22 protein-coding genes are annotated in these 23,003 nt (G+C 49.4%); 11 read left to right on the forward strand and 11 right to left on the reverse strand.

Annotated features, from left to right (window positions below; translation table 11 throughout):
- From RW114_RS14450 to RW114_RS14500, 11 genes are all read right to left on the reverse strand, one after another.
- A partial coding sequence (locus tag RW114_RS14450; protein ID WP_340123462.1) for a phage integrase N-terminal SAM-like domain-containing protein occupies window positions 1–214 on the reverse strand: 214 nt, incomplete at its 3' end.
- Between the two features lie 185 nt (window positions 215–399).
- Window positions 400–705, reverse strand: coding sequence for a DUF3240 family protein (locus RW114_RS14455; protein WP_340123463.1), 306 nt, complete (start codon window positions 703–705; stop codon window positions 400–402).
- On the reverse strand, window positions 702–3,764 hold the full coding sequence (locus RW114_RS14460) for an efflux RND transporter permease subunit (protein ID WP_340123464.1): 3,063 nt from the start codon (window positions 3,762–3,764) through the stop codon (window positions 702–704). The genes RW114_RS14455 and RW114_RS14460 overlap by 4 nt, the downstream gene beginning before the upstream one ends.
- Window positions 3,764–4,879 (reverse strand): efflux RND transporter periplasmic adaptor subunit, encoded by a 1,116-nt coding sequence (locus RW114_RS14465; protein WP_340123465.1) that lies wholly within the window; start codon window positions 4,877–4,879, stop codon window positions 3,764–3,766. Before RW114_RS14465 ends, RW114_RS14460 begins: the two co-directional genes overlap by 1 nt.
- Window positions 4,876–6,150, reverse strand: coding sequence for a TolC family protein (locus RW114_RS14470; RefSeq protein ID WP_340123466.1), 1,275 nt, complete (start codon window positions 6,148–6,150; stop codon window positions 4,876–4,878). Before RW114_RS14470 ends, RW114_RS14465 begins: the two co-directional genes overlap by 4 nt.
- A gap of 86 nt (window positions 6,151–6,236) precedes the next feature.
- Window positions 6,237–6,836 carry a hypothetical protein gene (locus RW114_RS14475; protein ID WP_340123467.1) on the reverse strand — a complete coding sequence of 200 codons (600 nt, stop codon included), beginning with the start codon at window positions 6,834–6,836 and terminating at the stop codon, window positions 6,237–6,239.
- 4 nt (window positions 6,837–6,840) lie between these two features.
- Window positions 6,841–7,578 carry a HupE/UreJ family protein gene (locus RW114_RS14480; RefSeq protein ID WP_479687033.1) on the reverse strand — a complete coding sequence of 246 codons (738 nt, stop codon included), beginning with the start codon at window positions 7,576–7,578 and terminating at the stop codon, window positions 6,841–6,843.
- A 116-nt stretch (window positions 7,579–7,694) separates the two neighbouring features.
- Window positions 7,695–8,045: a DUF3147 family protein gene (locus RW114_RS14485; RefSeq protein WP_340123468.1), complete on the reverse strand. Its 351-nt coding sequence runs from the start codon at window positions 8,043–8,045 to the stop codon at window positions 7,695–7,697.
- A gap of 197 nt (window positions 8,046–8,242) precedes the next feature.
- Window positions 8,243–8,641 (reverse strand): hypothetical protein, encoded by a 399-nt coding sequence (locus RW114_RS14490; protein WP_340123469.1) that lies wholly within the window; start codon window positions 8,639–8,641, stop codon window positions 8,243–8,245.
- A 10-nt stretch (window positions 8,642–8,651) separates the two neighbouring features.
- Window positions 8,652–8,909 (reverse strand): hypothetical protein, encoded by a 258-nt coding sequence (locus RW114_RS14495; protein WP_340123470.1) that lies wholly within the window; start codon window positions 8,907–8,909, stop codon window positions 8,652–8,654.
- Between the two features lie 50 nt (window positions 8,910–8,959).
- Window positions 8,960–9,964: a DUF475 domain-containing protein gene (locus RW114_RS14500; protein WP_340123471.1), complete on the reverse strand. Its 1,005-nt coding sequence runs from the start codon at window positions 9,962–9,964 to the stop codon at window positions 8,960–8,962.
- Between the two features lie 482 nt (window positions 9,965–10,446).
- Between RW114_RS14500 and RW114_RS14505 the strand changes: the two genes are divergently transcribed.
- The 11 genes from RW114_RS14505 to RW114_RS14555 all read left to right on the forward strand — a co-directional run bounded on the left by RW114_RS14505 (window position 10,447) and on the right by RW114_RS14555 (window position 22,977).
- Entirely contained in the window at window positions 10,447–11,022 is a 576-nt protein-coding gene (locus RW114_RS14505; RefSeq protein WP_340123472.1) for a TerD family protein, read from the forward strand.
- Window positions 11,023–11,137: 115 nt separating this feature from the next.
- Window positions 11,138–11,713, forward strand: a complete 576-nt coding sequence (locus RW114_RS14510; protein ID WP_340123473.1) for a TerD family protein — start codon at window positions 11,138–11,140, stop codon at window positions 11,711–11,713.
- Window positions 11,714–11,806: 93 nt separating this feature from the next.
- Window positions 11,807–12,400, forward strand: coding sequence for a TerD family protein (locus RW114_RS14515; RefSeq protein ID WP_340123474.1), 594 nt, complete (start codon window positions 11,807–11,809; stop codon window positions 12,398–12,400).
- Window positions 12,401–12,406: 6 nt separating this feature from the next.
- Window positions 12,407–13,441 (forward strand): ATP-grasp domain-containing protein, encoded by a 1,035-nt coding sequence (locus tag RW114_RS14520; RefSeq protein ID WP_340123475.1) that lies wholly within the window; start codon window positions 12,407–12,409, stop codon window positions 13,439–13,441.
- Between the two features lie 30 nt (window positions 13,442–13,471).
- Window positions 13,472–14,674, forward strand: a complete 1,203-nt coding sequence (locus tag RW114_RS14525) for a phosphoribosyltransferase domain-containing protein (protein WP_340123476.1) — start codon at window positions 13,472–13,474, stop codon at window positions 14,672–14,674.
- On the forward strand, window positions 14,646–15,410 hold the full coding sequence (locus tag RW114_RS14530; protein WP_340123477.1) for an HAD family hydrolase: 765 nt from the start codon (window positions 14,646–14,648) through the stop codon (window positions 15,408–15,410). The genes RW114_RS14525 and RW114_RS14530 overlap by 29 nt, the downstream gene beginning before the upstream one ends.
- Window positions 15,411–16,499: a cysteine protease StiP family protein gene (locus RW114_RS14535; protein WP_340123478.1), complete on the forward strand. Its 1,089-nt coding sequence runs from the start codon at window positions 15,411–15,413 to the stop codon at window positions 16,497–16,499.
- Window positions 16,496–17,431: an HpcH/HpaI aldolase/citrate lyase family protein gene (locus tag RW114_RS14540; RefSeq protein WP_340123479.1), complete on the forward strand. Its 936-nt coding sequence runs from the start codon at window positions 16,496–16,498 to the stop codon at window positions 17,429–17,431. The genes RW114_RS14535 and RW114_RS14540 overlap by 4 nt, the downstream gene beginning before the upstream one ends.
- Before the next feature lie 268 nt (window positions 17,432–17,699).
- Window positions 17,700–18,152: a tellurite resistance TerB family protein gene (locus RW114_RS14545; protein ID WP_340123480.1), complete on the forward strand. Its 453-nt coding sequence runs from the start codon at window positions 17,700–17,702 to the stop codon at window positions 18,150–18,152.
- Window positions 18,153–18,703: 551 nt separating this feature from the next.
- Complete coding sequence (locus RW114_RS14550; RefSeq protein WP_340123481.1) at window positions 18,704–22,249, forward strand: EAL domain-containing protein; 3,546 nt, start codon at window positions 18,704–18,706, stop codon at window positions 22,247–22,249.
- A 110-nt stretch (window positions 22,250–22,359) separates the two neighbouring features.
- On the forward strand, window positions 22,360–22,977 hold the full coding sequence (locus RW114_RS14555) for a methylthioribulose 1-phosphate dehydratase (protein ID WP_340123483.1): 618 nt from the start codon (window positions 22,360–22,362) through the stop codon (window positions 22,975–22,977).
- The last annotated feature ends 26 nt before the right edge of the window (window positions 22,978–23,003 follow it).

The raw sequence follows: 23,003 nt of genomic DNA on the forward strand, positions 1-23,003 counted from the left end.
GTGAAATCGGCGAGATACCGTGATCAACCAAATGCAATTGATAACGGCGCAAATCTTCGATGCTGGCGGTATCCGGCGAGCGTCCCAGAAATCCTGCGAAGCGCTTTACAACTCGAATATAACCGGCTTGGGTTTTGGGGGAAAGTTTACGCATCCGCATGTCGTCGATCATGCGTTGACGTAACGGGGTAATGGGTTTAATTGTCGAAGTCATGACACTGCTCCTATCTTGAAATAAGGCGGATTGCCTTATTCCTTAACATAGGAAAATGTCACATTCAGTTAACCCGTCTCAGGCTTATGATCGCAGCGGCAATAGCGCGTAGCGGTTTAGTCCTCTGGCCGAATCCTACGGCCAGTTTCAACTAAAAAATCAATACGCGTTGAGAGGGGACTTGCCTAAATAACCCCATTCTCAATCACCGGCAGCACCCAGTATTGAATCCCCGAGCCGGAAAACTCCGCTCTCAGTTGCGCCAATAATTGGGCTAAGCCCTGCTGAGGTACGTACATTTGAAAGCGGACTTTTTTCTGTCGTCCGGTGACCTGTTCGGCCAGCGACAGGCCTTCATTTTTATGATCGTGTGAGTTGACCGGAAAACTGCTGAAGCCATGTTCCGATTCCGCCATCAACAGGCAATCGACAACCGCTTCTTCAAGGCTGACCGGCACGTTCAGGGTGACGAGATATTCCTTGCTGTTCATCGCTTAAGCTCCTTGGGCAAGCCAAATAATGTAAATAAAATCGGCAGTAAGAATAAGGTTAAAAAAGTCGACGACACCAGGCCGCCTATTACCACGATGGCCAGCGGCCTTTGAATTTCAGAGCCAGGTCCGGTTGCAAACAGCAACGGGATCAGGCCGAATGCGGCGATGCTGGCGGTCATCAGCACCGGCCGCAAACGTCGCGACGAGCCGACCAACACCACGTTAGCCAAATCCATACCGGTGGCGATCAGCTGATTAAAATAGCTGACCATGACCACGCCGTTCAGCACCGCAATCCCTAACAATGCGATAAAGCCGACCGATGCCGGTACCGATAAATACTCGCCGGATAACCATAAGGCGAATACGCCGCCGACCATCGCCAACGGGATGTTGGATAACACCAGGACCGCCTGGCGGACCGAGCCGAAGGTTGAAAACAATAACAAGAAGATCAGCCCCAACGATACCGGAACGACCAGCGACAAGGTCGCCGCCGCACGTTGCTGGTTTTCGAACTGACCGCCGAATTCGACGGTGTAGCCGGTCGGCAACTCAGCTTGTTCGGCAACCGCTTTACGGGCCTCATCGACAAAGCTGACCAGGTCCCGATTGACGACATTGCTGGTGATGACCACAAAGCGCTGCCCACGTTCCCTGCCCACCGACACCACGCCCTCCACTTTTTCTATTTTGGCGACCGCCGTAACCGGCACATGCCCGCCATCCGGCAGCGCAATTTGCAGGTTGTCGAAAGTAGCGACATTGCTGTCGCCGCGCAATATTAACGGGGTGCGCTTGATACCTTCCTGAACCACGCCCAGCTTCAAGCCTTCAATCTGCGCCCGCAATAAGGTTTCGATGCTGTCGCTGTCCAGACCTAAACGTCCGGCCGCCGATTTGTCGATGGTCAGTTGCAAAAACTGCATCCCGGCATTTTGCTTGGCGAATACGTCGCTGGCGCCGGTTATATTTTTCAAAATATCGGCAATTTGTTGGGCTTTTTCATTTAACACTGCCAAGTCGGTGCCGAATAATTTAACCGCCACATCGCCGCGCGTTCCGGTCAGCATTTCCGAAACGCGCATTTCAATCGGCTGGGTAAACTGAAAGGCAATGCCCGGGGTTTGCGCCATGACTGTCCTGATCTGATCGAGCAATTGTTCTTTGCTGTCCATACGCCATTCGTCCTTTGGCTTGAGGATCAAAAAGGTATCGGTATCGTTCAAGCTCATCGGGTCTAACCCCAACTCGTCCGAGCCGACCCGAGCGACAATGTCGACGATTTCCGGGATATTTTTACGCAGGTTTTTTTGCACCTGAATATCCAGGGCTATCGATTGCTCCAGGGTAATCGACGGCAATTTTTCCAGCTGCACGATGATGTCGCCTTCGTCCATGGTCGGCATAAAGGTGCTGCCGATCTGGGTAAATACCAGCACGGTCACGGCCAACAATGAACCCGCTCCGATAAAGACCAGCTTGCTGTTGGCCAGACACCAGACTAAAGCCGGTTGATACAGTTTTTGCAGATTTCTGGGCAACCACGGCTCTTCATGCGATACCTCTTTCAACAAATAAGAGGCGATCACCGGAATCACCGTCAGCGACAACACCAGCGAACCGCTGAGCGCAAACACGATGGTTAAAGCCACCGGGGTGAATAATTTCCCTTCCAGTCCTTGCAGGGTCAGCAACGGTAAAAACACGATGATAATAATCAAGATGCCGGAGACCACCGGAGCGGCAACTTCGCAGGTGGCCCGATAAATGACATGCAAGCGCGGCAGGCGCTGGGCTTTTTCAACATGCGCCAGATGAGTGATCAGGTTTTCAACCACCACCACGGCAGCATCCACCAGCATGCCGATCGCAATCGCAAGCCCCCCTAAACTCATCAGGTTGGCCGACATGCCCATAGTGTTCATCAAAATAAAGGTGAACAATGCGGCCAGCGGCAAGGCCAAAGCGACCACCAAAGCCGCGCGCAAATCACCCAGAAACAAAATCAGCAGGATGATCACCAGCACGATGGCTTCCAGCAGGGCATGCAATACGGTGTCTACCGCATGGTCCACCAGATTGCCGCGATTGTAAAATACCTTGGCTTCAACGCCTTTAGGAAAACCCGGGCTGATTTCGGCCAGTTTTGCCTCTATACCGGCTATGGTTTGTCTGGCATTAGCGCCGCGCAAACTCAACACCAGTCCTGTAACCGCCTCGCCTTCGCCGTTTTTACTGACTGCGCCATAGCGGGTCAGCGCGCCGATTTTGATGGTGGCGACATCGCCAACGGTAATCGGAATGCCGTTGTTGTTATCCACTACGATAACGCCGACATCCTCCAGGGTTTTGATGCGGCCTTCGGCGCGGACGATCAAGGCTTCTTCGCCGTCGGTTATGCGGCCTGCACCGTCATTGCGGTTATTGTTTTGTAAGGCAGCAGACAGTTGCGCTATGCTGATGCCTCTGGCCGAAAGCCGGGTATTATCGGGGATGACTTCAAAGCTTCTGACCATGCCGCCCAAGGAATTGACATCGGCAACGCCGGATACGGTGCGCAATGCCGGTCGTATGACCCAATCCAATAGACTGCGGCGTTCCGTTAAGCTCAAGTCCCCACCTTCCACGGTAAACATAAACATTTCGCCTAAAGGCGTGGTCATCGGCGCAATGCCGCCTTCGATACCCGCAGGCAAATCTCCCCATATCGTATTCAGGCGTTCGGCAATCTGCTGACGCGCCCAGAAAATATCGGTGCCTTCTTCAAAATCGACGGTAATGTCGGTCAGCGCGTATTTGGCGATGGAACGCAGCATGGATTGATGCGGGATACCCAACAGCTCGACTTCGATCGGTGCGGTAATCCTGGCCTCGACTTCTTCCGGGGTCATGCCGGGCGCTTTGACGATAATCTTGACCTGGGTCGGCGATACTTCAGGAAAGGCATCAATCGGGATGTTTTTAAACGCCCAATAGCCGCCGCCGGACAACAGCACGACCAACAACATCATCAACAGCCGTTGACTCAGCGCAAATCTAATCAAATTAGACATTATTCATCACCCCCCAATCCCAGCCAATTAGCTTTCAGTGCAACCGCACCTTTGACAGCGATTTCTTCATCAGCGGTCAACTCGCCGCTAACGATCGACTGATCATCCTGTTTGCCGACTACGGTGATCGGGGTTACCAAAAATCCCTGCGGCTTACGGATAAAAATATAGGCTTTGCCTTCGTTCTGGGCAATGGCGGTATTGGGGATTTTAAACACGGCTTTGTCGCTGGATTGAATAATCCGGGTATTCAGCCGTTGTCCGGGACGCAATGGCGCATTCTCGTGCAGCGGTTCAAGCACTGCTCTGGCCACAATAGTCTGGTTGTCCGGATTAACACTCTGTCCCAACAGGGTGATTTTGGCGCTGGCGTTTGAGTTTTCAACAACAACCCGGTCACCGATTTTAATGCTGTCCATACGTTCCTGCGGAATGGCGATTTCCAGCCACAGCTGATCCAGATTGGCGATGCGGTATAACGGCGCCATCATATCGATACGCGTGCCCGCGACGGCCAAACGCTCCATCACCACGCCGACTATCGGCGCACGGACATTGAGCTGACGGGTGAGCCGATGGGTTTTGGCTAGATGCGTAATCTCGCTGTCGGTCATGCCGGAAATTTCCAGCAATTGCTTGTGTTCATTCACTTCGGATACAAAGGAGTTATGTTGAATGCGGGTTTCCTGCCAACGCCGGTCGGCAATAACGCCCTCTTCCAGCAGTTTTTTATCCCGCTGAAAAGTAGCTGATGACAATTGCAGTGCGCTGACGGCTTTAAGATATTCCCGTTGTAGTGTCAGCAAATCAGGACTATTGAGCTGGGCTAACACCTGCCCCTTGACTACCTTATCGCCTATCGCCACATTCATCTTATCGATGACGCCGAACTGCGATGCACTGACGATATATTCCTGCGTCGGCGGAACCACCACTTTAGCCGGAGCGGATAACACCGGGATTTGTTTAACCTGCTCCGGTTTGCCGAGTATTACCCCGAGATTTGCAATATTTTCCGGTGAAATCTGGATGCTGTTTTCAGCCAAAACCGGTGGACAGGCCAACATTACCCAGCCGACAAAATTCAATATCAGTACACATTTATAGTTTTTCATGGCGTAACTCCTACGGCCTGATTGTATAGCGCTATATCGCGCTGTAGCATTACCGAACGTTGCTTGGCATTTAACACTGCTTGCTGGGTTCTGGACTGGATTTTTAATAAATCCATCAAATTAATTTCACCCACCGAAAAACTTAAGTGGGTCATTTTTAAATGTTCTTCGGCAACCTGTTGTAACTCGTTGGCAATACCTAATTCAGCCCGGTTGATCTCCAGATTATGTTCGGCCTCGTGATGCGCCTGTTCCAGGTCGCGGCTCAGTTGTTCGCGTTCCGCAAGCAGTTTATTTAATTCGACATTGACCGCCGCAACCTGCGGCGCCAGATGTGCGCTGCCGCCGAAAGGAACGATAATGCCGATATTGAAACTTTCCGTTTGATTACTGCGCTGATCATCGGTAAACCGGTCGCTGTTGATACCTACGGCAACATTGGTCTGCCCTGAACCGACTAATTTAATCGCATTCAGTTCCGCCTGCTTGCGTTCAATCTGATTATTGATCGCCACTAATAGCGGGTGGCTTTGCTGGATTTCCGTTAACTCAACCAGTTTTTCCTCATAGGTGCCGGGAATTCTGGTCATTTGGGTGATGCTGGAATACCGTTTGCGGGCATGCATTAATTCCGCTTCCGCTAAAGTTAACACTGAGCGTTTTTGCAACGACTCCGATTGTGCCAACAAAAAGTCAGCTCTGGGCAAATCGCCCAACTCGACGCGCCGTTGCACTTTAGCCCGCAACTGATCGGTAATGGCCAGCTCGGTTTTGGCCTGCTCATAACTTAAGTTTGCCAGAGCCATATCCCAAAGGGCCGCTCTCACCAATCCCGATACGCGTAATTTGACCGCATCCGCTTGCGATAGTGCGCTGTTTTCGGCTTGCTTTGCGACGATTTGTTGCGCATCGCGCTGACCCAAGTTCCATAGCGGCACTTGTACTGAGGCGTCAATATAATGCAAGGTGCCGCTGGTCGCTTCCTGAAAACGTAGCCCTGCTTGCGATGCTCCGGCTGTCCAGCTGTTGCCGCGCTGCGCTATCGCCGCCGCCTCTTGTTCCAGTGATTTAAGCCAGCTTGCATCGGGGTATTTCTCCAATGTTAAATCAACGACTTTAGCCAAGCTCAAGGTCGCATCGCTTTCAATCGGGTCAAGATGATCGACAATATGGGGCGACTCAGCAAAGCCGGGCGTTATCGTCGCTAAAAAAACAACAATAGCCGGCAAAAATCGGGGAATGAGCTTTCTGAAAAGGTTCAAAAAAAACATAGGTCAGACTCGATGCGGTTTTATGCCCGCGTTACAAATAAACAATAAGAAAATAAGGTAAGTTCTGCTTGCAATGACAGGCACCATTACAGTAAACCTAAAATCCGATAAGAGCCTTTGGTGTTCAAGATGATGGCCACCGGAGACCGGGTTTTGTTTTCCCAGTACCAGCCGTGAGGGCCTTCGAAGGGAGCCGTCAAGGTACCGGTGGATTGATTATCGCTACTCTCCTTAAAGCTTTTGAAGTAACCGGTTTTGTCACCTTTGGGTTCGCCATGAAAATCAAAATAGAGTTTGGCGCCGTCAGTAGCCCATGAATAATCCAGTGTCGCACCTTTTACCAAATGGAATTTATATTCCAAACCTTCCCCGGCCGGCACTATGATTTTGACTGAATCTTGCCACTGCGGCAGTTGTTCCTTTTGGATCGTCTCAGTCGAACTGGCCGCTTGCTTAATGGTTTGCGGCGGCAACACCGGACAAGTAATCGCGAGTGCTTTATTGCCGTCTTTTGTTGGTGCAGACAAAGCGGTTAAGCCCATCATTTTTCCCATTCCGGTTGGGTCAATGCCGTATTCTGCGGGCAGTACCGCCGACAGTAAAATAATGACGGCCAATAGCAGCGCAAAAGCGCTGGCTATAGTGAGTGATTTGAGCGATTGAACAGGGGGATTGATGTTAGTCATGAATTTATCCGTTAATTAAATAGCCGGTTATTTGATAGCCGAACAGAATCAAGCCGCCGGTCATTAAAAGTGTATTGGTAGCCGTGGAAAAGCGATAAAAACTCTCGTGTCTGCGCCAGAAATCGAGTGCAATCAAGATAAACAGCAAGGCGACAAACTGGCCTAGCTCCACCCCGACATTGAAGGCCAATAAATTTTTCCATAACTCCGCTTGAGGCAGTGAAAAATCCTGCAATTTGGTGGCGAGTCCAAAACCGTGAAACAAGCCGAAAACCATCACCGCGATTTTGGTGTTCGGTTGAAAGCCGAATAATCGGCGAAAACCGCCCAGGTTATCGAAGCCTTTGTAGACAATGGACAGCCCGATAATCGCATCAATCAGGAAAGGATTGACTGCCATGTTGTTTAGCACGCCGAATAATAGCGTCAGACTATGCCCCAAGGTGAACAGGCTGACATAAATCAACACATCCCGGGTGCGGAACAGAAAGAAAATAACGCCAATCAGAAACAGCAGGTGGTCGTATCCGGTCACCATGTGTTTGGCGCCGATATAAAGAAACGACCCGATGGCGAGACCCTGGTTTGCCAATAAAAAACGTTCGGTATTCGCGTCAACGCCATGCGCAAAGACACTGGGGCTTATTAGGAGAAGTAAAAACAACGGCACGCTAATAAGCCGGGCCAGTCGTTGTGTTGTTGGTGTCATCGTTAAAAAATCCTGCTTCAATTTATGTGTCATTTAGAGCTCCAAGCTAAGTCGGACAAGTCCGGAGTACAGGCTCTGCCTGTTTGCAAGCGAAGCTTGCACTCCTAACTAACACTGCACCGTCTTAAGCTGGTAGCCTCATTGAGTGCTTATAGCTTAATGCCATAGCGGGTCAATAGTGTGATCATTAGAAAATAACAGCCTGCCGTCACTGACATTGAAATCCCCATGCTGAGATAGAAATCAAGCCCCTTCTTGAGCAAAAAAGGTAAGCTGATAAAAAAAACCAGAGAGGGGATAACCAGCCAAAAGATACCGGCTGCCAAATCGACAACTTTTCCGGTATCTTTGGTGTCAATATACAGCCAGAGCATCGCTAAAACGGACACGAGCGGTAGCGAGGCCAATAAAGCGCCCAGCAATGAACTTCGTTTCGACAGTTCCGATATAGCCACGATAAGCAGGCTGGTAATAATAACCTTGATTAGGATGTAGCTCATTTTGTGCCACCGTTATTCCCATCTTGCTTTAAAAAACATACCGTTTTTGAAACGGCAGAAGACCTTGCTAAACAAGGGCTGGCCAGTTTTACAAAAACAGACGATTTGTCACTAAGATGAGGAGCGTATTCAATGCGGCTTTGACCGCGTTAATGTAAAGACGCGATACGTCACGTTTCTACGAAACGAAGGAGGACTTATTGAGCAGGAGGGGCGCGAGGGGATAATGAGGGAATAAGCAACCGGCAAACAAACTGCGTGGCTTGCGGAGAAAAATTGGTATCGAAAGGGGATATTGCGGCTTTAAATACGGGAGACTGTTGAGGCAGGTAGTGGCTGTTATCCAGATCTACAAGCATATTAATTTGTTTATCTTTCATTCCGGCAGCGACACCCACTATGATGCCTTCGGAACTGAAATCATGACTCACGGCTTGAAATGCATGATCATCATGGTCGTCATTATGCATTTCAAGACCGTGGACATGCAGGCCAAAGCCTGGCACTTTCTCTCCGGCGTGCGCATGCACCAGCGGTGCAATGAATTGCAGTATTGCCAGAAAAATAACGGTAAATTTGCGTAATGTTGTCAACATGGCACCAATGCTAAGCGATTAACCGGTAATTAACAACTTGTTGTTTGCGGTAAGAGGCATAGAGCAAACAAACGAGCTCTGTATTTCGCACCGCTGGAGCAGGATACATTCCCACGCCGGAGAGACTGTCAAAGTATTCGATATAGAAGAAATAACCATGAAGCACATGAAGAGCATGAAGATTTAATGCATTGATTGATCTGGCGTTTTCTTCATGGCCTTCATGAACTTCATGGTTAATAGTACTTTTTATGCCGTACTTATTCATTCTTTCGCAGTCTCCGGAGCGTGGGAATGATGCGCGTATCCAGGATGGAATCAGGAATGCAGTTTTTTGTAACGGATCGATGACAGCACCGATAAGCCGATCAATATCGCACCCGACAAGCCGGTAATGATTTCGGAAATATGATGGGTGATGCTGAGCAGCATAATACCCGCCAACACCCCTATCGCATAATGCGCGCCGTGTTCCAGAAACACATATTCATCCAGCGTACCTTTGCGCACCAGATAAACCGTCAGACTTCTTACAAACATCGCACCGATCGCCAAGCCCAGCATAATGATGACCACATCCTGGGTAATCGCAAACGCACCGATCACACCATCGAATGAAAATGACGCATCCAAGACTTCAAGGTAAATAAAGCTCATTATGCCGCTTTTTTTAAGCACTGCCGAAACCTGTTCGCCTTCTTCTTCATCCTCAAACAAGGCCGCCAGACTGTCGACGATAACGAATAAGATAACCCCGGTGACACCGGCGACCAGAACATCCAGACGGATTTCCTCGGGCAGATAGTTTTGAATGATTAACAGCGGCGCTAAGGCCATGATAATTTCAATGGCTTCAAGCTTGCCGAATGAAGCCATTTTCTTTTCTATGTAGCCCAACCAATGCAGCTCCCTGGCCTCGTCAAAAATAAACGAATAAAACACCATCAGCAGGAACATGCCGCCAAATGCCGCAATTTGCACATGCGATTCTTCCAAATGTTTGGCATAGGTCGCGGTATCGTTTAAGGCCATGTCGGTGACGCCCATAAATCCGATGCCGGTGGCCGCTGCCACAATCACGATAGGAAACAACAGGCGCATTCCGAAAACGGCCACCAAAATCCCCCAGGTTAAGAAGTACTGCTGCCAGCGGTCATCCATACGTTTTAGAATGGAAGCATTAACCACCGCATTATCAAATGACAAACTGACTTCGAGTACTCCCAGAATAACGGCGATAAAAACGCCCATTATTCCACCCCAATAAAATGCGGCCGCCAGGCAAATCGCAGTGACAATAAAAGAAAGACGAAAATATTGCATAGTGTACTCGCTAAAGATTGATGATTTTTTGTTGACCAACTATAGGTGGATTTGATTTAAAATCAACATTTATCCGGAGAGGAGCGACACTCTACTGCCCGTAAATTGCACCGGAATTTTTTTAACAACTAAATGTCGAAGCCTATTACAAGTCCACTAAATGAATAACCGATGTTATGCAATCTCTGGCGCGCCTATCCGTCAGCGGCGATCTCACCCGCCTTCATGCAGTCGAATACAGAGACGATAAATACGCTTTCCTCGAATACATGGCTGACTAGGCAAGTGGTTTATTAGCGGTTATCATGGCAAGGGCATACGTCGAATTATTCTGAAAGTGTGGATTGATCAATCGGTGTACTACGTAATGAATCAGCAGTCTTTTACTATTTTTTTTGCCGGACTCATGAAACAAATAGCGTTAAAAGACTTTTGATAACTTGTCTATTTAGACTTTGCACTCTATACAAGGAGATTTATTGATGGCTATTTCGCTCACTAAAGGCGGCAATATCAGTCTGTCCAAGACTGATCCGACCCTTAAAAACCTGATTGTCGGTCTCGGCTGGGATGCAAGACCCACCGACGGCGCAGATTTCGATTTGGATGCCAGTGCATTTCTGGTCAAGGAAGACGGTAAAGTCAGATCCGACAGCGACTTTATTTTCTACAACCAGACTAAATCCACTTGCGGTTCGATTGAGCATACCGGCGATAACCGTACCGGTGAAGGCGACGGCGACGATGAATCCGTTATCGTGCTGCTCGACAAAATCCCGGCCGATATACAACGCGTGGTTTTTACCGTGACCATACATGATGCCGAATTGCGCAAACAGAATTTCGGTCAAGTTTCGAAAGCCTATGTTCGGGTCGTTAATAAAGACTCAAGCAGCGAAGTCGCCCGCTATGACTTAAGCGAAGACGCCTCCATTGAAACCGCGATGGTTTTCGGTGAACTCTACAAACACGGCGCCGAATGGAAATTCAAAGCCGTCGGTCAGGGATATGCAGGCGGGTTGGCCGCATTAGCTCGTCAATACGGTATTAGTATCTAGTACTTTCGTTAGCCGACCTCTATAGTGTCACTCGACGGATAGAGGTCGGATGTGGATTGAAACATTAGCCGCTACGCGGTTTTAATATATCTTAACTAAGCATCAGGAGAGAATCATGGCAGTATCACTTACCAAAGGCGGCAATGTTAATCTGAGTAAAGAAGCCCCGGGCTTGAATAAAATCGTCGTGGGACTAGGCTGGGATGCCCGTGCAACCGACGGCGCAGCGTTTGATTTAGATGCCTGCGCTTTTCTGGTCAAAATGGACGGCAAAGTTCGCTCGGACAGCGATTTTTGTTTTTACAATAACAAGGTGGTCGGCGATGGCTCGGTTCAGCATCAGGGTGACAATACCACCGGTGCTGGCGACGGCGATGATGAAACCGTCAAGGTTGAATTATCCAAAGTTCCCGGCGAATTGGACAAAATCGTATTCTCGGTGACCATTCATGATGCCGAAACGCGTAAACAGAATTTCGGTCAAGTCAGTCATGCCTATATCCGTATCTGCAACGAAGAAGGCGGCGCAGAAATCGCCCGTTATGATTTGAGCGAAGACGCATCAATCGAAACTGCGATGATTTTTGGCGAAATCTACCGCGTCGGTACAGATTGGAAATTTAAAGCTATTGGCCAAGGTTTTGCCGGTGGACTAGGGCCTTTAGCCGCCTCTTTCGGGGTTAATGTTTAAACCGCCCCTACGATTGTTTATTTTGAAATTTCAAATCATCAAAAATCCTGCTGCCATTTAACACAGCAGGGTTCATTTATTGAGGTAATGTGTATGGCTATTAATTTACAAAAAGGGCAGAAAATTTCTTTGTCCAAAGAGTCCGGCGGTGCGCTAAGCAAGATTGTCATGGGTTTGGGCTGGGATGCTAAAAAAGTCCCCGTCAGCATGTTAAAAGGCATGTTCGGCGGCGGTAAGAGCGATGCTATCGATCTGGACGCTTCTTGCGTATTGTTCGACGATCAAAACAAGGTGGTTGACACCATTTATTTCGGCCAACTGAAAAGCCGTGACGGCAGCATTGTGCATACCGGCGATAATCGTACCGGCGCCGGTGATGGCGATGATGAACAAATTAAGGTCGACCTGGATAAAGTGCCTGCCAATGTTAAATCGCTGGTATTCACCGTTAACTCCTTTTCCGGTCAGACTTTTGATGAAGTTGACAATGCGTATTGCCGTATCATCGACAGCAGCAATAATGCCGAAATTGCCCGTTATACACTGAGCTCTCAAGGTTCCCATACCGCACAAATCATGACAAAACTATATCGGCATAATGGCGAGTGGAAAATGCATGCGATCGGTGAAAATGGCACTGGCCGCACCATTGAAGCCTTGTTGCCGCAAATTATCATTCATTTGTAGGCATCAATGAGAATTTGGTTTAACCAAACATTTTCGACCATACACGCCGTATTTAGAAATCTTCGCCAGTCGGCACCGAACGGCGAAATCACACTGATTTGCACTCACACCCAAGCTCATGCCACTGCTTTTTTGGCAGCGGATGAGCACTATGTTGAACCTGCCGAACTCGCTGAACACGAGTATCTTGAATGGTGCGTGGATTTTTGTCGGCGGCACAATATTCAGTTATTTTGGCCCGGAAAAGAAGCGGCGCTGATCAGTAAACACCATGAATTATTTCAGGCGATTGGTGTGCAGGTAGTGTCGGTTGCCGATTTTGATACGTTGAGCTTATTGCATAACAAGGCGGATTTTTATGCCGCGTTGCCTGCAGAGGTTGCGCAAACCATGGACTTTATCGCCGTTGACGACCGTGATGCGTTTGATAGCGCGGTTGCCGCATTATCGGCACATCACCAAAGATTATGCGTTAAACCGGCGGTTTCGGTGTTCGGCCTGGGCTTTCGGGTTTTGGATACCCAGCGCGACAGCATCACCCAGCTACTTAAAGGCGTTGAATACCAGATTCCGCTGCAAGAATTGCGGCATGGCATGGCTAACACTCCGGAGTTTGCCACCCTGCTGGTCATGGAACATCTGGGCGGCCCTGAATGGAGCGTCGATTGCGCCGGACGGCACGGCGAATTGCTGTGTGCGGTGCAACGCAAAAAATCGCAACTGGCGGGCGGCGGGCAAACCATCGATAACAACGCCGATATTGACGGCATGGTGACAAGACTAACCGCGCATTACCGGCTCAACGGCTTGTTCAATATCCAGTTCAAGGAAGGCGTACACGGTGTGCGTTTACTGGAAATCAACCCGCGTCCTTCGGGCGGTTTCGGCATGGCCTGTTTATCCGGCGCCAATCTGGCGCAGATTGCGTTGCAGGCTATCAAAGGTAAAGCATGCCAGCCTCCGAGCATTCGTTATGGCCTAAGGGTCAGCGAGATTAATACGCCGGTGGTGATGATGCCGGAGCGTGGGAACGATACATAAAATTTATAAAATAACTCCACAAAACAAACCATGCCAAAAACAGTCACCATAAAACTAGACACCGGAACTCTGCATCTCGACATCGAACCCGGACGCATTCCGCTGAATCGCTTGCTGGGATTTGCGGCCAGAGTGAGCAGCAAGCGCAAGTTTTTGCTGGTCAGCAAGGTCCTGGGCAAGCATTATCCGGTATCGCCCAAAGTGATGAGCTGGTCTTATCGGGCCCTGGCTCGAATGGTATTAAATCGCGGGGCGGACACCGGTTCGCTATGGATAGGCATGGCGGAAACCGCAACCGGCTTGGGTTATGGCGTGTTTGAGGCGGCCTGCCGTGAAGGTGCAGAGCAGGCCCTGTTTATCCAGACGACCCGCTATCACCTGGACGGCATCGAACGACTGGAGTTTGAAGAGGCGCATAGTCATGCGACCGACTTTTTTTTGTATTATCCTGAGCGGACAGATCTTCGTCAGCAGTTTTTAACGGCCAAAACGCTGGTGTTAATCGATGACGAAATCAGTACCGGACTTACCTTTTTACGCCTGATCAAAGCCTACAAAGAAGTTAATCCCGGCCTGAAAAAAGTATTCATCGTCAGTTTAGTCAATTTTGCCCATCCAGACGATCGCGCCGCGTTGGAAGATCAAGCCAGTGTGGCGGTCGAATGGCTGTGTTTCAGGCAGGGTTTATTGCGCTTTGAGGACAGCCAAAACGCGGCTATTGACAGCATCAGCGTCAATGTCTCGGGTAATGGCGACTGTAAAAAATCGCTGCTGGCCTGGCCGGGCCGCTTAGGCTTGGACGCGCCGATCAGCCTGGAAAAGGATGTGCTCGAGCAGCTGTGCAGCAACGGCTTTAGCCGCGACCAGGCAAGCGACCCACGCCCTATTCTGGTTCTAGGCACCGGCGAATGCAACGCCCCCGCTTATCTGTTGGGCCGCGAATTGGAAAACCGGGGTTTTAAGGTCAAGGTGCAAAGCACCACGCGCTCGCCGATTCATCAAGGCAACGCTATCGGCTCGGTATGCCAATTTGAAGACAACTACGAGGACGGCATCCCCAATTTTATTTACAACCTGAATCCGGATGATTATCGGGACATTATTCTTTGCCATGAAACCCCGCTGTGTGCCGCGTTAAATGACCGACTGCACGCATGGCAAGCCATTAGCGCAAGATTTGAACTCCAACCAGGCAACACTACCCATGCAAAGCTACATTTTTTTAGACCTTGATGACACCTTGTTCCAGACCTTAAGAAAATGCGCGCCCGGTGTGAGTGATCAACCGCTACAGGCGCGGGCTTTTTTACCCGACGGTTCGGCTAATTCCTACGCGACACAAAAACAGCAGTGGTTGTGGCACTGGCTGGCCAAGGGCTTTAAGATCGTGCCGGTCACGGCGCGCGATGTTCACGCCTTTGAGCGCGTCAACCTGCCGTTTCAGGAAGAAGTGGTATTGAATCACGGCGCGGTGATCTTGAACAAACAACGTACCGTCGATAAGGTGTGGATGGACAATATCATGCAAAGCTTACCGGCTTACCAGGAAAAGTTATTGGCGGTGTGGGTGGAAGTTGAGCTTTATGCACAACGACATTGCGGTTTTAAACCGCGGCTGGTTAACGATTTCGGTACAACCTGGTATGGCGTCATCAAACACGGTGACGGCACCGAAGCGATATTAAAAACCCTGTTGGATGAGATTATCATCGCGCATCCGTATGTGCTTGACGGCAGTTTGTATTGGCATTTGAACGGCAACAATCTGGCGTTATTACCGAAGATCATCAACAAAGAAAGCGCAGTCAGTTATCTGCTGGAAGGCTACAAACAGCAGCATTCCAAAGTATTGTCCTTTGGTGCGGGCGACAGCAAAACCGACGCAGCGTTTATGGCGCTGTGCGATTACGCGTTAATTCCCAAGAATACCCAGCTGTTTCAAGCGCTGGATTTTGCCGAAACCACATAAATGACGATTCCTTTCACCGGCAGTTACACTGCGGACGATGTACAGTTTTTATTAAAACCGATGGCGATGGAGAACACGCCCATCGCTATCAAGGAAGCCTTAATCCAATCCGGCAAACAACATTACTCCCAAATGCTGACCCATGAGTCGTTGCCGCCGGAACATTATCTACCGCTGTTTTATCAGGCGATGGCCTTAAATCAGCAGCGCATGGCCGAACATGTGCTGCTATTGGCCGAACGCATAGTCGCCACCCGTCGACACGGCGTCACCCTGGTTTCTCTGGCGCGTGCCGGAACGCCGGTCGGCGTACTGCTTAAGCATGTACTTCAGCGCTATTTCGATACCGAGGCTAGCCATTATTCCATTTCGATACTGCGCGATATCGGCATAGATCAAAATGCGTTGCGCTTTATTGTGCAAACCCATGCCCCGGAATCGTTGGTTTTTGTCGATGGCTGGACCGGGAAAGGCGTTATTGCGCAGCAGTTGGCCGCCAGCCTACAGGCTTTTGCCGCAAGCGATGGCGTGACTATTCCTGCCGAACTGTATGTGTTGGCCGATTTATCAGGCAATGCTACGGTTGCGGCAACGTCCGAGGATTATTTGATTCCCTCGTGCATCCTGAATGCGACGGTATCGGGTCTGGTCAGTCGTTCAATTTACGCCCCTGATACGGCTGGCCCAAGCGATTTTCATGGTTGCGTTTATTACCGGCAGTTTGAGCCGCACGATCTGTCCCGTTATTTTATTGACACGATGCTGACTTGCATCGAACAGGCGCGGCAACGGGGCAATCTTGTAAGCTGCGGTCATGACCGGCTAAAATTGCAAAGGATTTCCCAAGCGCTATTGGCCTGGATGGCAACGCATTACGGTGTCAATCAGCACCATTACATTAAGCCCGGTATCGGTGAGGCGACGCGGGTTTTATTGCGACGCGAAGCCAGGGTCTTGCTGTTACAGCATGAAGATGGTGCCGCGACCCGGCATTTGCGCTGGCTGGCCGAGTCCCGATCCATTCCAATCGCTATTTTTCCCGACCTGCCGTACCAAGCAGTGGCATTAATCAAGGAGTTGCCATTATGAATAATGTACCGAAAGTTTTTTCGCCTTGGTGTTTAGGTGCGTCACTGTATATGCCCGCGCATCGTCTCGACCTGATGGATTGCGCCAATGGCGAAAAACTGTCAACCTTGCGTTCGATGATTTTTTGTACCGAAGATGCGGTATCCCATACCGAGCTAGACAGCAGTCTGCGTCATTTAGGCCTTTGCTTGCAGGGCTTTAGAGACACGCCGCAGCGCTTCCGTTTTATTCGCGCCAGAAACCCTGAGGTTCTGGCGCGGCTGCTGGCGCTGCCCGATATTGAAAAAATCGACGGTTTTGTGTTGCCGAAATTTAATGCCGGCAATTTTCACGCTTATTTCGATCAATTGCAGGGCACTCCCTTCAAGGTTATGCCGACACTGGAAACCCAGGATGTTTTTGATGTCGGCGCGATGACCGAATTACGTCAGGCTTTAACGCAAAACGCTGTTTTTTCCCGGATATTGATGCTGCGGATCGGCGGCAACGACTTGATGAATATTTTAGGTATCAGGCGTCCCAGAAATATGACCTTGTATCAGACGCCGCTGGGCCATGTCATCGCACAACTGGTGACCGTATTTAAGCCTTACGGGTTTTCATTGTCAGCGCCGGTATTCGAATATCTGAATGACAGCGTCACCTTACAAAAAGAGATTCGGCTGGACTTGGCGCATGGCTTGACCGGTAAAACGGCTATTCATCCGACTCAGATACCGGTCATTGAAGCGATGTACAGCGTCGATAGCGAAGACTATGACATGGCGCTTAGCTTGAGTCAGAGTTCGTCTCCTGCGGTATTCAGAATGCACAACGCAATGTGTGAAGTGGCGACGCACCAACAATGGGGGCAGGATATTATCGATAGACAGCGGTGCTACGGCGACCGGGCAGCACTCGCCTTGCCGGAATATACCGGGTTGTTTGTTTAATCAAATTTCCTTGATTAATCTAAAAACGGCAGTTAGTCCACGAAAGACACGAAATAAATCAATATGTTATGTTTATTTAGCCATTCACCCTTTGGGTGACGATCTGCAACCTGGTATCTCTTTGAATATTTTCGTGCTTTTTGTGTTTTTCGTGGATCAAACGATTTTTCCAGGATTAATGGTAAACTCCAGGTTACCAAACTGGTCGATTATTTTTCCGGGCAGCAACTTAAAACCACAACAACACCCTTAACATCAGGAGAGCACCATGAGTTTCGATAGTTTTCTAAGCCAATTAAAAAGCAAAGCCAGTGAGTTAAAAACAGAGGCGTTAAAATACAAAAACAAGGATTTTTTGAATGCCGCGATGGCGGGTTCCGCATTGGTCGCGATGGCCGATGGCAGCGTTAGCTCGGAAGAAAAGCAAAAAATGATCAAGTTTATCGAAAGCCATGATGCGCTGTCGATTTTCACCACCAGCGATGTGATCAAGGCTTTTCAGGATTTCGTCGGTCAGCTTGAATTCGATAAGGACATTGGTGAAGCCAAGGCTTATGAAGCCTTAGGCAAGATGAAGTTCAACGCCCAAGCCTCGCGCCTGTTGGTACGCATGATTATCGGCATTGCCTCTTCGGATGGGGATTTTGATCACGCTGAAAAAAAGGTGGCTATTAAAATAGCCCAGGAACTGGGGATTGATCCATCGGAATTTGAATTGTAATCGGTTAACAAGCGCGAATTGAACCCTTTAATAAGCGGCTGCTCGGTCGCTCATTATTGCAACTCCGGTAATAATTTAGAATTAACATTTCGATAAAAATGATATTCTCTCGCGACTATTCAAAGCGCTTTGTCGCCGACCAATGTGTAGACAAGGTTAATCGGCTAAAACTTACGCTGTAAACGGTCAATATTCAAAGCTGTTTTACAGCGTATTTAACTAATGTTACGCGCGTACCATAAAAAATCATAGTCCACGAAAAACACAAAAAGCACGAAAAATAAATGGGGTACATAAAGCATGTAGAAAGTGCATCCTGGTTACAATAAACCTTGACTAGTATTGTTATGCTGGCATGAATGCCAGTTCTAGTCACATTGATATGAATGAATAATTGGCATTACACCGAATATATGGCTCTACATTTTTTCGCGGCTTTCGTGCTTTTCGTGGACAGTGCGTAACATCAGGTATTTAATTTAAAACTACTGCTTATAATAATCTGAACAGCACTATACCGAAATGCTAGAATCACCTACTTTCACGCCCTGATGCTTATGCCTTTTTTCCGGCTGATCACTTTATTGTGTCTGGTACTGAGTTCATCACCCTTATTGGCCGAACCTGCCGAACAAGTCTCTCTGCAGCTCAAATGGTTGCATTCTTTCCAGTTCGCCGGCTACTACGCGGCCAAGGAAAAAGGCTTTTACGCTGAAGAAAATCTGGATGTCACTATCCATCAGCGCATTCCCAAAATCAGTAACATTGAGCAGGTTCTAAAAAATGAATCTCAATACGGCGTAGCCGATACCAGCCTATTGCAACAGCGGCTGATCGGCAAGCCGGTGGTGGTTTTGGCCTCCATTTTTCAGCACAACCCGCTGGTGTACCTTACCTTGAAAAGGTCCGGCATCGTCAGCCCTTACGAGCTTAAGGGCAAACGTATCATGGAGGACAGTTATGACAATGCGCCACTACGAGCCATGCTTTATGAAACCGGCATATCAGCAGATGACTTGACCCATTTGGATAATTCCTTCAATCCCGACGACCTGATCACCGGCAAAACCGATGCACTGATTGGCTATCTGACCGATCAGGTCGATTACTTCAAACAGAAGGGTATCGAAATCAACATCATCGATCCACGCAATTACGGCGTAGATTTCTTGGGCGACAATCTGTTTACCACGGAACAGGAAATAAACCGGCATCCGGACAGAACTCAGCGCTTCCTGCGCGCCTCGCTCAAAGGCTGGGATTATGCGCTCAATCATCAGGATGAACTGATCCGGATTATTCTCGACAAATACAACTCCGGTAACCGGCTTTCTGCCGAGCACTTGCGTTTTGAGGCAGAAGCAACGGTAAAGATGATTTTACCGGAGACTATCCCCGTCGGTCACACCGACATCAAGCGCTTTCAACGCATTGCCGATACTTATCGGCAACTGGGCCTGATCCGTTCAATCGATCATCTGGATGGCTTTATTTACCAACGGATAAAGCCAAGCAAGCTTGATTTCACCCCGGCCGAACAGGCTTGGTTACAAGCGCATCCGGTTATTCGCGTCGGCATAGACCGCGATTTTGCGCCTTACGAATGGCTAGATGCCAAAGGTGATTATGTCGGCCTGAGCGCCGACTATATTGCTTTGGTCGAGCAACGGCTAGGCGTGAAACTTGAGATTGTGAAGGATAAATCCTGGGCTGAAATCATTGCCATGGCGCAACGCGGCGAGCTGGATATGATTGCCAACGCCAATAAAACCGCCGAACGCGAGCGTTATTTAAATTTTACCGAAGCCTATCTACATAGCCCTACCCTCATTATCAGCGATAATAATAACGGTTTTATCGGTACGCTGGATCGTCTTGAAGGCAAGCAGGTGGCGTTGGAAAAAGGCTACTTCATGCAAGAACTGCTAAGACACGATCATCCTGAGATACACCTGATTCCCGCAGAAAATGTACACGATGCCTTGACCCTAGTCGGCAGCGGCAAGGCGAATGCCTATGTTGGTGACGCCGCTTCGGCCAACTTCGCAGTTAAAAGAGACGGCATGCTTAATCTCAGCTTTTCCGGTGATACCGGTTACAAAAACTGGCACCGAATGGCCGCTACCAAGACTAATCCTGAACTAATAACCCTACTTGACAAAGCGCTGGCCGACATTCCCTTGTCTGAAAAGGAAACCATCCAGAATCGCTGGATGAGTTTGACTTATGACCCCGGTTTCAAAACCGAAACACTGCTGCTTTATGCGGCGGCGGCTTTATTGCTACTGCTTATGATTGTCGGCTGGAATATGCGCTTACGACGTGAAATCAGTAAACGAAAACAGGTTGAAGAAGCGCAGCATATGGCTGCCAGCGTTTTTTCCAGCATTCAGGAAGGCATTATGATTACCGATGCCCGGCGTACTATTATCGATTTGAACCCGGCATTCACCCGCATAACGGGCTATTCGCGGGACGAGGTGCTGGGTAAAACGCCAAGCCTGCTCAAATCCGGACTTCACGACGACTGCTACTATGAGACGATGTGGCAAGCCATCAACCGGCAAGGCTACTGGCGCGGCGAGATTTGGAACCGCAAGAAAGGCGGCGAAATATTCGCAGAAATGCTTACCATTTCTACGGTTACCGACAAGCAAGGCAAGATAACGCATTACATAGGCACCTCTTCAGATATTTCCGCGCTTAAAGAACAGGCGCGAAAACTGGAGCTTGTTGCTCATTATGACCCGCTCACCGGAGTGCCGAACCGGATTCTATTAGCGGACCGCATGCATCTGGCGCTTGCCCAAACCAAGCGTGACAACTGCTTAATGGCGGTGGGTTATCTTGACCTGGACGGCTTTAAACCGGTTAACGATACACTGGGGCATGAAGCGGGCGACCAGCTGCTGATCGAAGTTGCCCGGCGCATTAAAAATGCCCTGCGCGAAGGCGATACCGTTGCCCGTTTAGGCGGCGATGAGTTTGTATTTTTGTTGCTGGGACTGGAAGAGGTTGAAGATTGCGAGATCACTTTACATCGCCTGCTACAAGTCATTAGTAAACCTGTTGCGATAGGCAGCCAGACCGTCTCAGTATCTGCCAGTATTGGTATCAGTATTTTTCCGGGAGACTGCACCGATGCAGTAGCGGCTACCGAAGATAACACCGACCCGGATACGCTGTTACGGCATGCCGATCAAGCCATGTATAAGGCCAAACTGGAAGGAAAAAACTGCTTTCATATTTATAACCTGGAGCTGGATCGCCAACTTCACGCGCATCGCGAAGCGTTAAATCGCATTGAACAGGCGTTTGAAAACGAAGAATTCGAACTTTTTTTCCAGCCCAAAGTCGATATGCAACGGGGTATCGTGTTCGGTGCAGAAGCCTTGATACGCTGGCGGCATCCTGAACGCGGCCTAGTCATGCCGGGTGATTTTCTGCCGCTGCTTGAAAATGACGTTTTTGCAATCAAACTCGATGCCTGGGTTATCGACACCGCATTGCAGCACATGGCGCATTGGCAACGTCAGGGATTGCAACTCCAAATCAGTGTCAACATTACCGCCAAATCGTTGCAATCGGAAGATTTCGTTCTGCAACTCTATTACGCATTCGAGCGCTATCCCACTACTAAACCGGCTCATTTCGAGCTGGAAATACTGGAAACCCAAGCGTTAATCGATTTATCGCTGACCTCCCAGGTTATTAAAGACTGTCAGACATTGGGCGTACAGTTTGCACTGGATGATTTTGGCACTGGCTATTCCTCGCTCAGTTACCTCAAACATCTGCCTGTGGAGACGCTAAAAATTGACCAGTCCTTTGTCCGTGATATGCTGGAAGACGAGGATGATTTAGCCATCGTACAAGGCGTCATCGGTTTGGCCGAATCTTTCCGGCGACAAGTTATCGCCGAGGGTGTGGAATCAATTGAACACGGCATCGCCCTTTTGCAAATGGGCTGCTACCTGGCACAAGGCTACGGCATTGCCAAACCTATGCCGGCCTCCGAGCTGGCGGATTGGGTAAACAATTGGCAAGTACCGGCGGAGTGGAAAATACCCCATCGCAGCCATCAGCTTAAGGCTTAAATTTTTTCTATGCCGAATGGGGCTTGCAACTCGGTCCGTTACGTTTCTTGTGCTGGGCGGGGTTTGCAACCCCGCTCGTAACGTTTAACCCCCGACAATTATCAACCGACATGACCTATACCGAAGACTTTCTCATCCTGGCCAATCAGTTAATCGATGCCGGTCGATTTATCGACAGCAAGGGCTGGGTGCCCGCGACCAGCGGCAATTTTTCCGCACGCCTGCCTGACGGCACTATTGCCATTACCGTTTCCGGCAAACACAAAGGCCGGTTACAGCTGGACGATATTATGCTGATCGATAGCGACGCCAACTCCCTGGACGGTAAAAAACCGTCGGCGGAAACGCTGCTGCATACCTCGCTATATAAACGTTTCCCGGAAATCCAGTCGGTACTGCACCCGCATTCGATTAATGCCACGCTGTGTTCACGGCTGTTCAAGTCCGAAATCGCGCTGGAAGATTACGAGCTGTTAAAAGCGCTGGCCGGCATTGATACCCACGAAAGCCGGGTTGTTATCCCGATTTTTGCCAACGACCAGAATATCCCCCGTCTGGCCGGGCAAGTGGAACAATACCTGGACCAACACGGCGCCATCTATGCCTATATCATTGCCGGACACGGGCTTTATACCTGGGGCAGTTCGGTGCAGGAAACATTGCGTCATCTTGAGGCGCTGGAATTTTTATTTGATTGTGAATTGCGACTGCATGGATGCAGGAGGTAGCGTTTGTAGGGGCGAATTCATTCGCC

This window comes from Methylobacter svalbardensis (assembly GCF_037671525.1).
In the GTDB taxonomy this organism is placed as follows: domain Bacteria; phylum Pseudomonadota; class Gammaproteobacteria; order Methylococcales; family Methylomonadaceae; genus Methylobacter_A; species Methylobacter_A svalbardensis.

What these genes read in the sequence shown, in the direction of transcription:
- RW114_RS14460 (WP_340123464.1), bottom strand. Translation starts at nt 3,764, where the DNA reads ATGTCTAATTTGATTAGATTTGCGCTGAGTCAACGGCTGTTGATGATG.
- RW114_RS14520 (WP_340123475.1), top strand. Translation starts at nt 12,407, where the DNA reads ATGAGAATTTGGTTTAACCAAACATTTTCGACCATACACGCCGTATTT.
- RW114_RS14465 (WP_340123465.1), bottom strand. Translation starts at nt 4,879, where the DNA reads ATGAAAAACTATAAATGTGTACTGATATTGAATTTTGTCGGCTGGGTA.
- RW114_RS14530 (WP_340123477.1), top strand. Translation starts at nt 14,646, where the DNA reads ATGCAAAGCTACATTTTTTTAGACCTTGATGACACCTTGTTCCAGACC.
- RW114_RS14510 (WP_340123473.1), top strand. Translation starts at nt 11,138, where the DNA reads ATGGCAGTATCACTTACCAAAGGCGGCAATGTTAATCTGAGTAAAGAA.
- RW114_RS14490 (WP_340123469.1), bottom strand. Translation starts at nt 8,641, where the DNA reads ATGTTGACAACATTACGCAAATTTACCGTTATTTTTCTGGCAATACTG.
- RW114_RS14525 (WP_340123476.1), top strand. Translation starts at nt 13,472, where the DNA reads ATGCCAAAAACAGTCACCATAAAACTAGACACCGGAACTCTGCATCTC.
- RW114_RS14515 (WP_340123474.1), top strand. Translation starts at nt 11,807, where the DNA reads ATGGCTATTAATTTACAAAAAGGGCAGAAAATTTCTTTGTCCAAAGAG.
- RW114_RS14545 (WP_340123480.1), top strand. Translation starts at nt 17,700, where the DNA reads ATGAGTTTCGATAGTTTTCTAAGCCAATTAAAAAGCAAAGCCAGTGAG.
- RW114_RS14540 (WP_340123479.1), top strand. Translation starts at nt 16,496, where the DNA reads ATGAATAATGTACCGAAAGTTTTTTCGCCTTGGTGTTTAGGTGCGTCA.
- RW114_RS14455 (WP_340123463.1), bottom strand. Translation starts at nt 705, where the DNA reads ATGAACAGCAAGGAATATCTCGTCACCCTGAACGTGCCGGTCAGCCTT.
- RW114_RS14505 (WP_340123472.1), top strand. Translation starts at nt 10,447, where the DNA reads ATGGCTATTTCGCTCACTAAAGGCGGCAATATCAGTCTGTCCAAGACT.
- RW114_RS14550 (WP_340123481.1), top strand. Translation starts at nt 18,704, where the DNA reads ATGCTTATGCCTTTTTTCCGGCTGATCACTTTATTGTGTCTGGTACTG.
- RW114_RS14475 (WP_340123467.1), bottom strand. Translation starts at nt 6,836, where the DNA reads ATGACTAACATCAATCCCCCTGTTCAATCGCTCAAATCACTCACTATA.
- RW114_RS14500 (WP_340123471.1), bottom strand. Translation starts at nt 9,964, where the DNA reads ATGCAATATTTTCGTCTTTCTTTTATTGTCACTGCGATTTGCCTGGCG.
- RW114_RS14495 (WP_340123470.1), bottom strand. Translation starts at nt 8,909, where the DNA reads ATGAATAAGTACGGCATAAAAAGTACTATTAACCATGAAGTTCATGAA.
- RW114_RS14555 (WP_340123483.1), top strand. Translation starts at nt 22,360, where the DNA reads ATGACCTATACCGAAGACTTTCTCATCCTGGCCAATCAGTTAATCGAT.
- RW114_RS14480 (WP_479687033.1), bottom strand. Translation starts at nt 7,578, where the DNA reads ATGACACATAAATTGAAGCAGGATTTTTTAACGATGACACCAACAACA.
- RW114_RS14485 (WP_340123468.1), bottom strand. Translation starts at nt 8,045, where the DNA reads ATGAGCTACATCCTAATCAAGGTTATTATTACCAGCCTGCTTATCGTG.
- RW114_RS14535 (WP_340123478.1), top strand. Translation starts at nt 15,411, where the DNA reads ATGACGATTCCTTTCACCGGCAGTTACACTGCGGACGATGTACAGTTT.
- RW114_RS14470 (WP_340123466.1), bottom strand. Translation starts at nt 6,150, where the DNA reads ATGTTTTTTTTGAACCTTTTCAGAAAGCTCATTCCCCGATTTTTGCCG.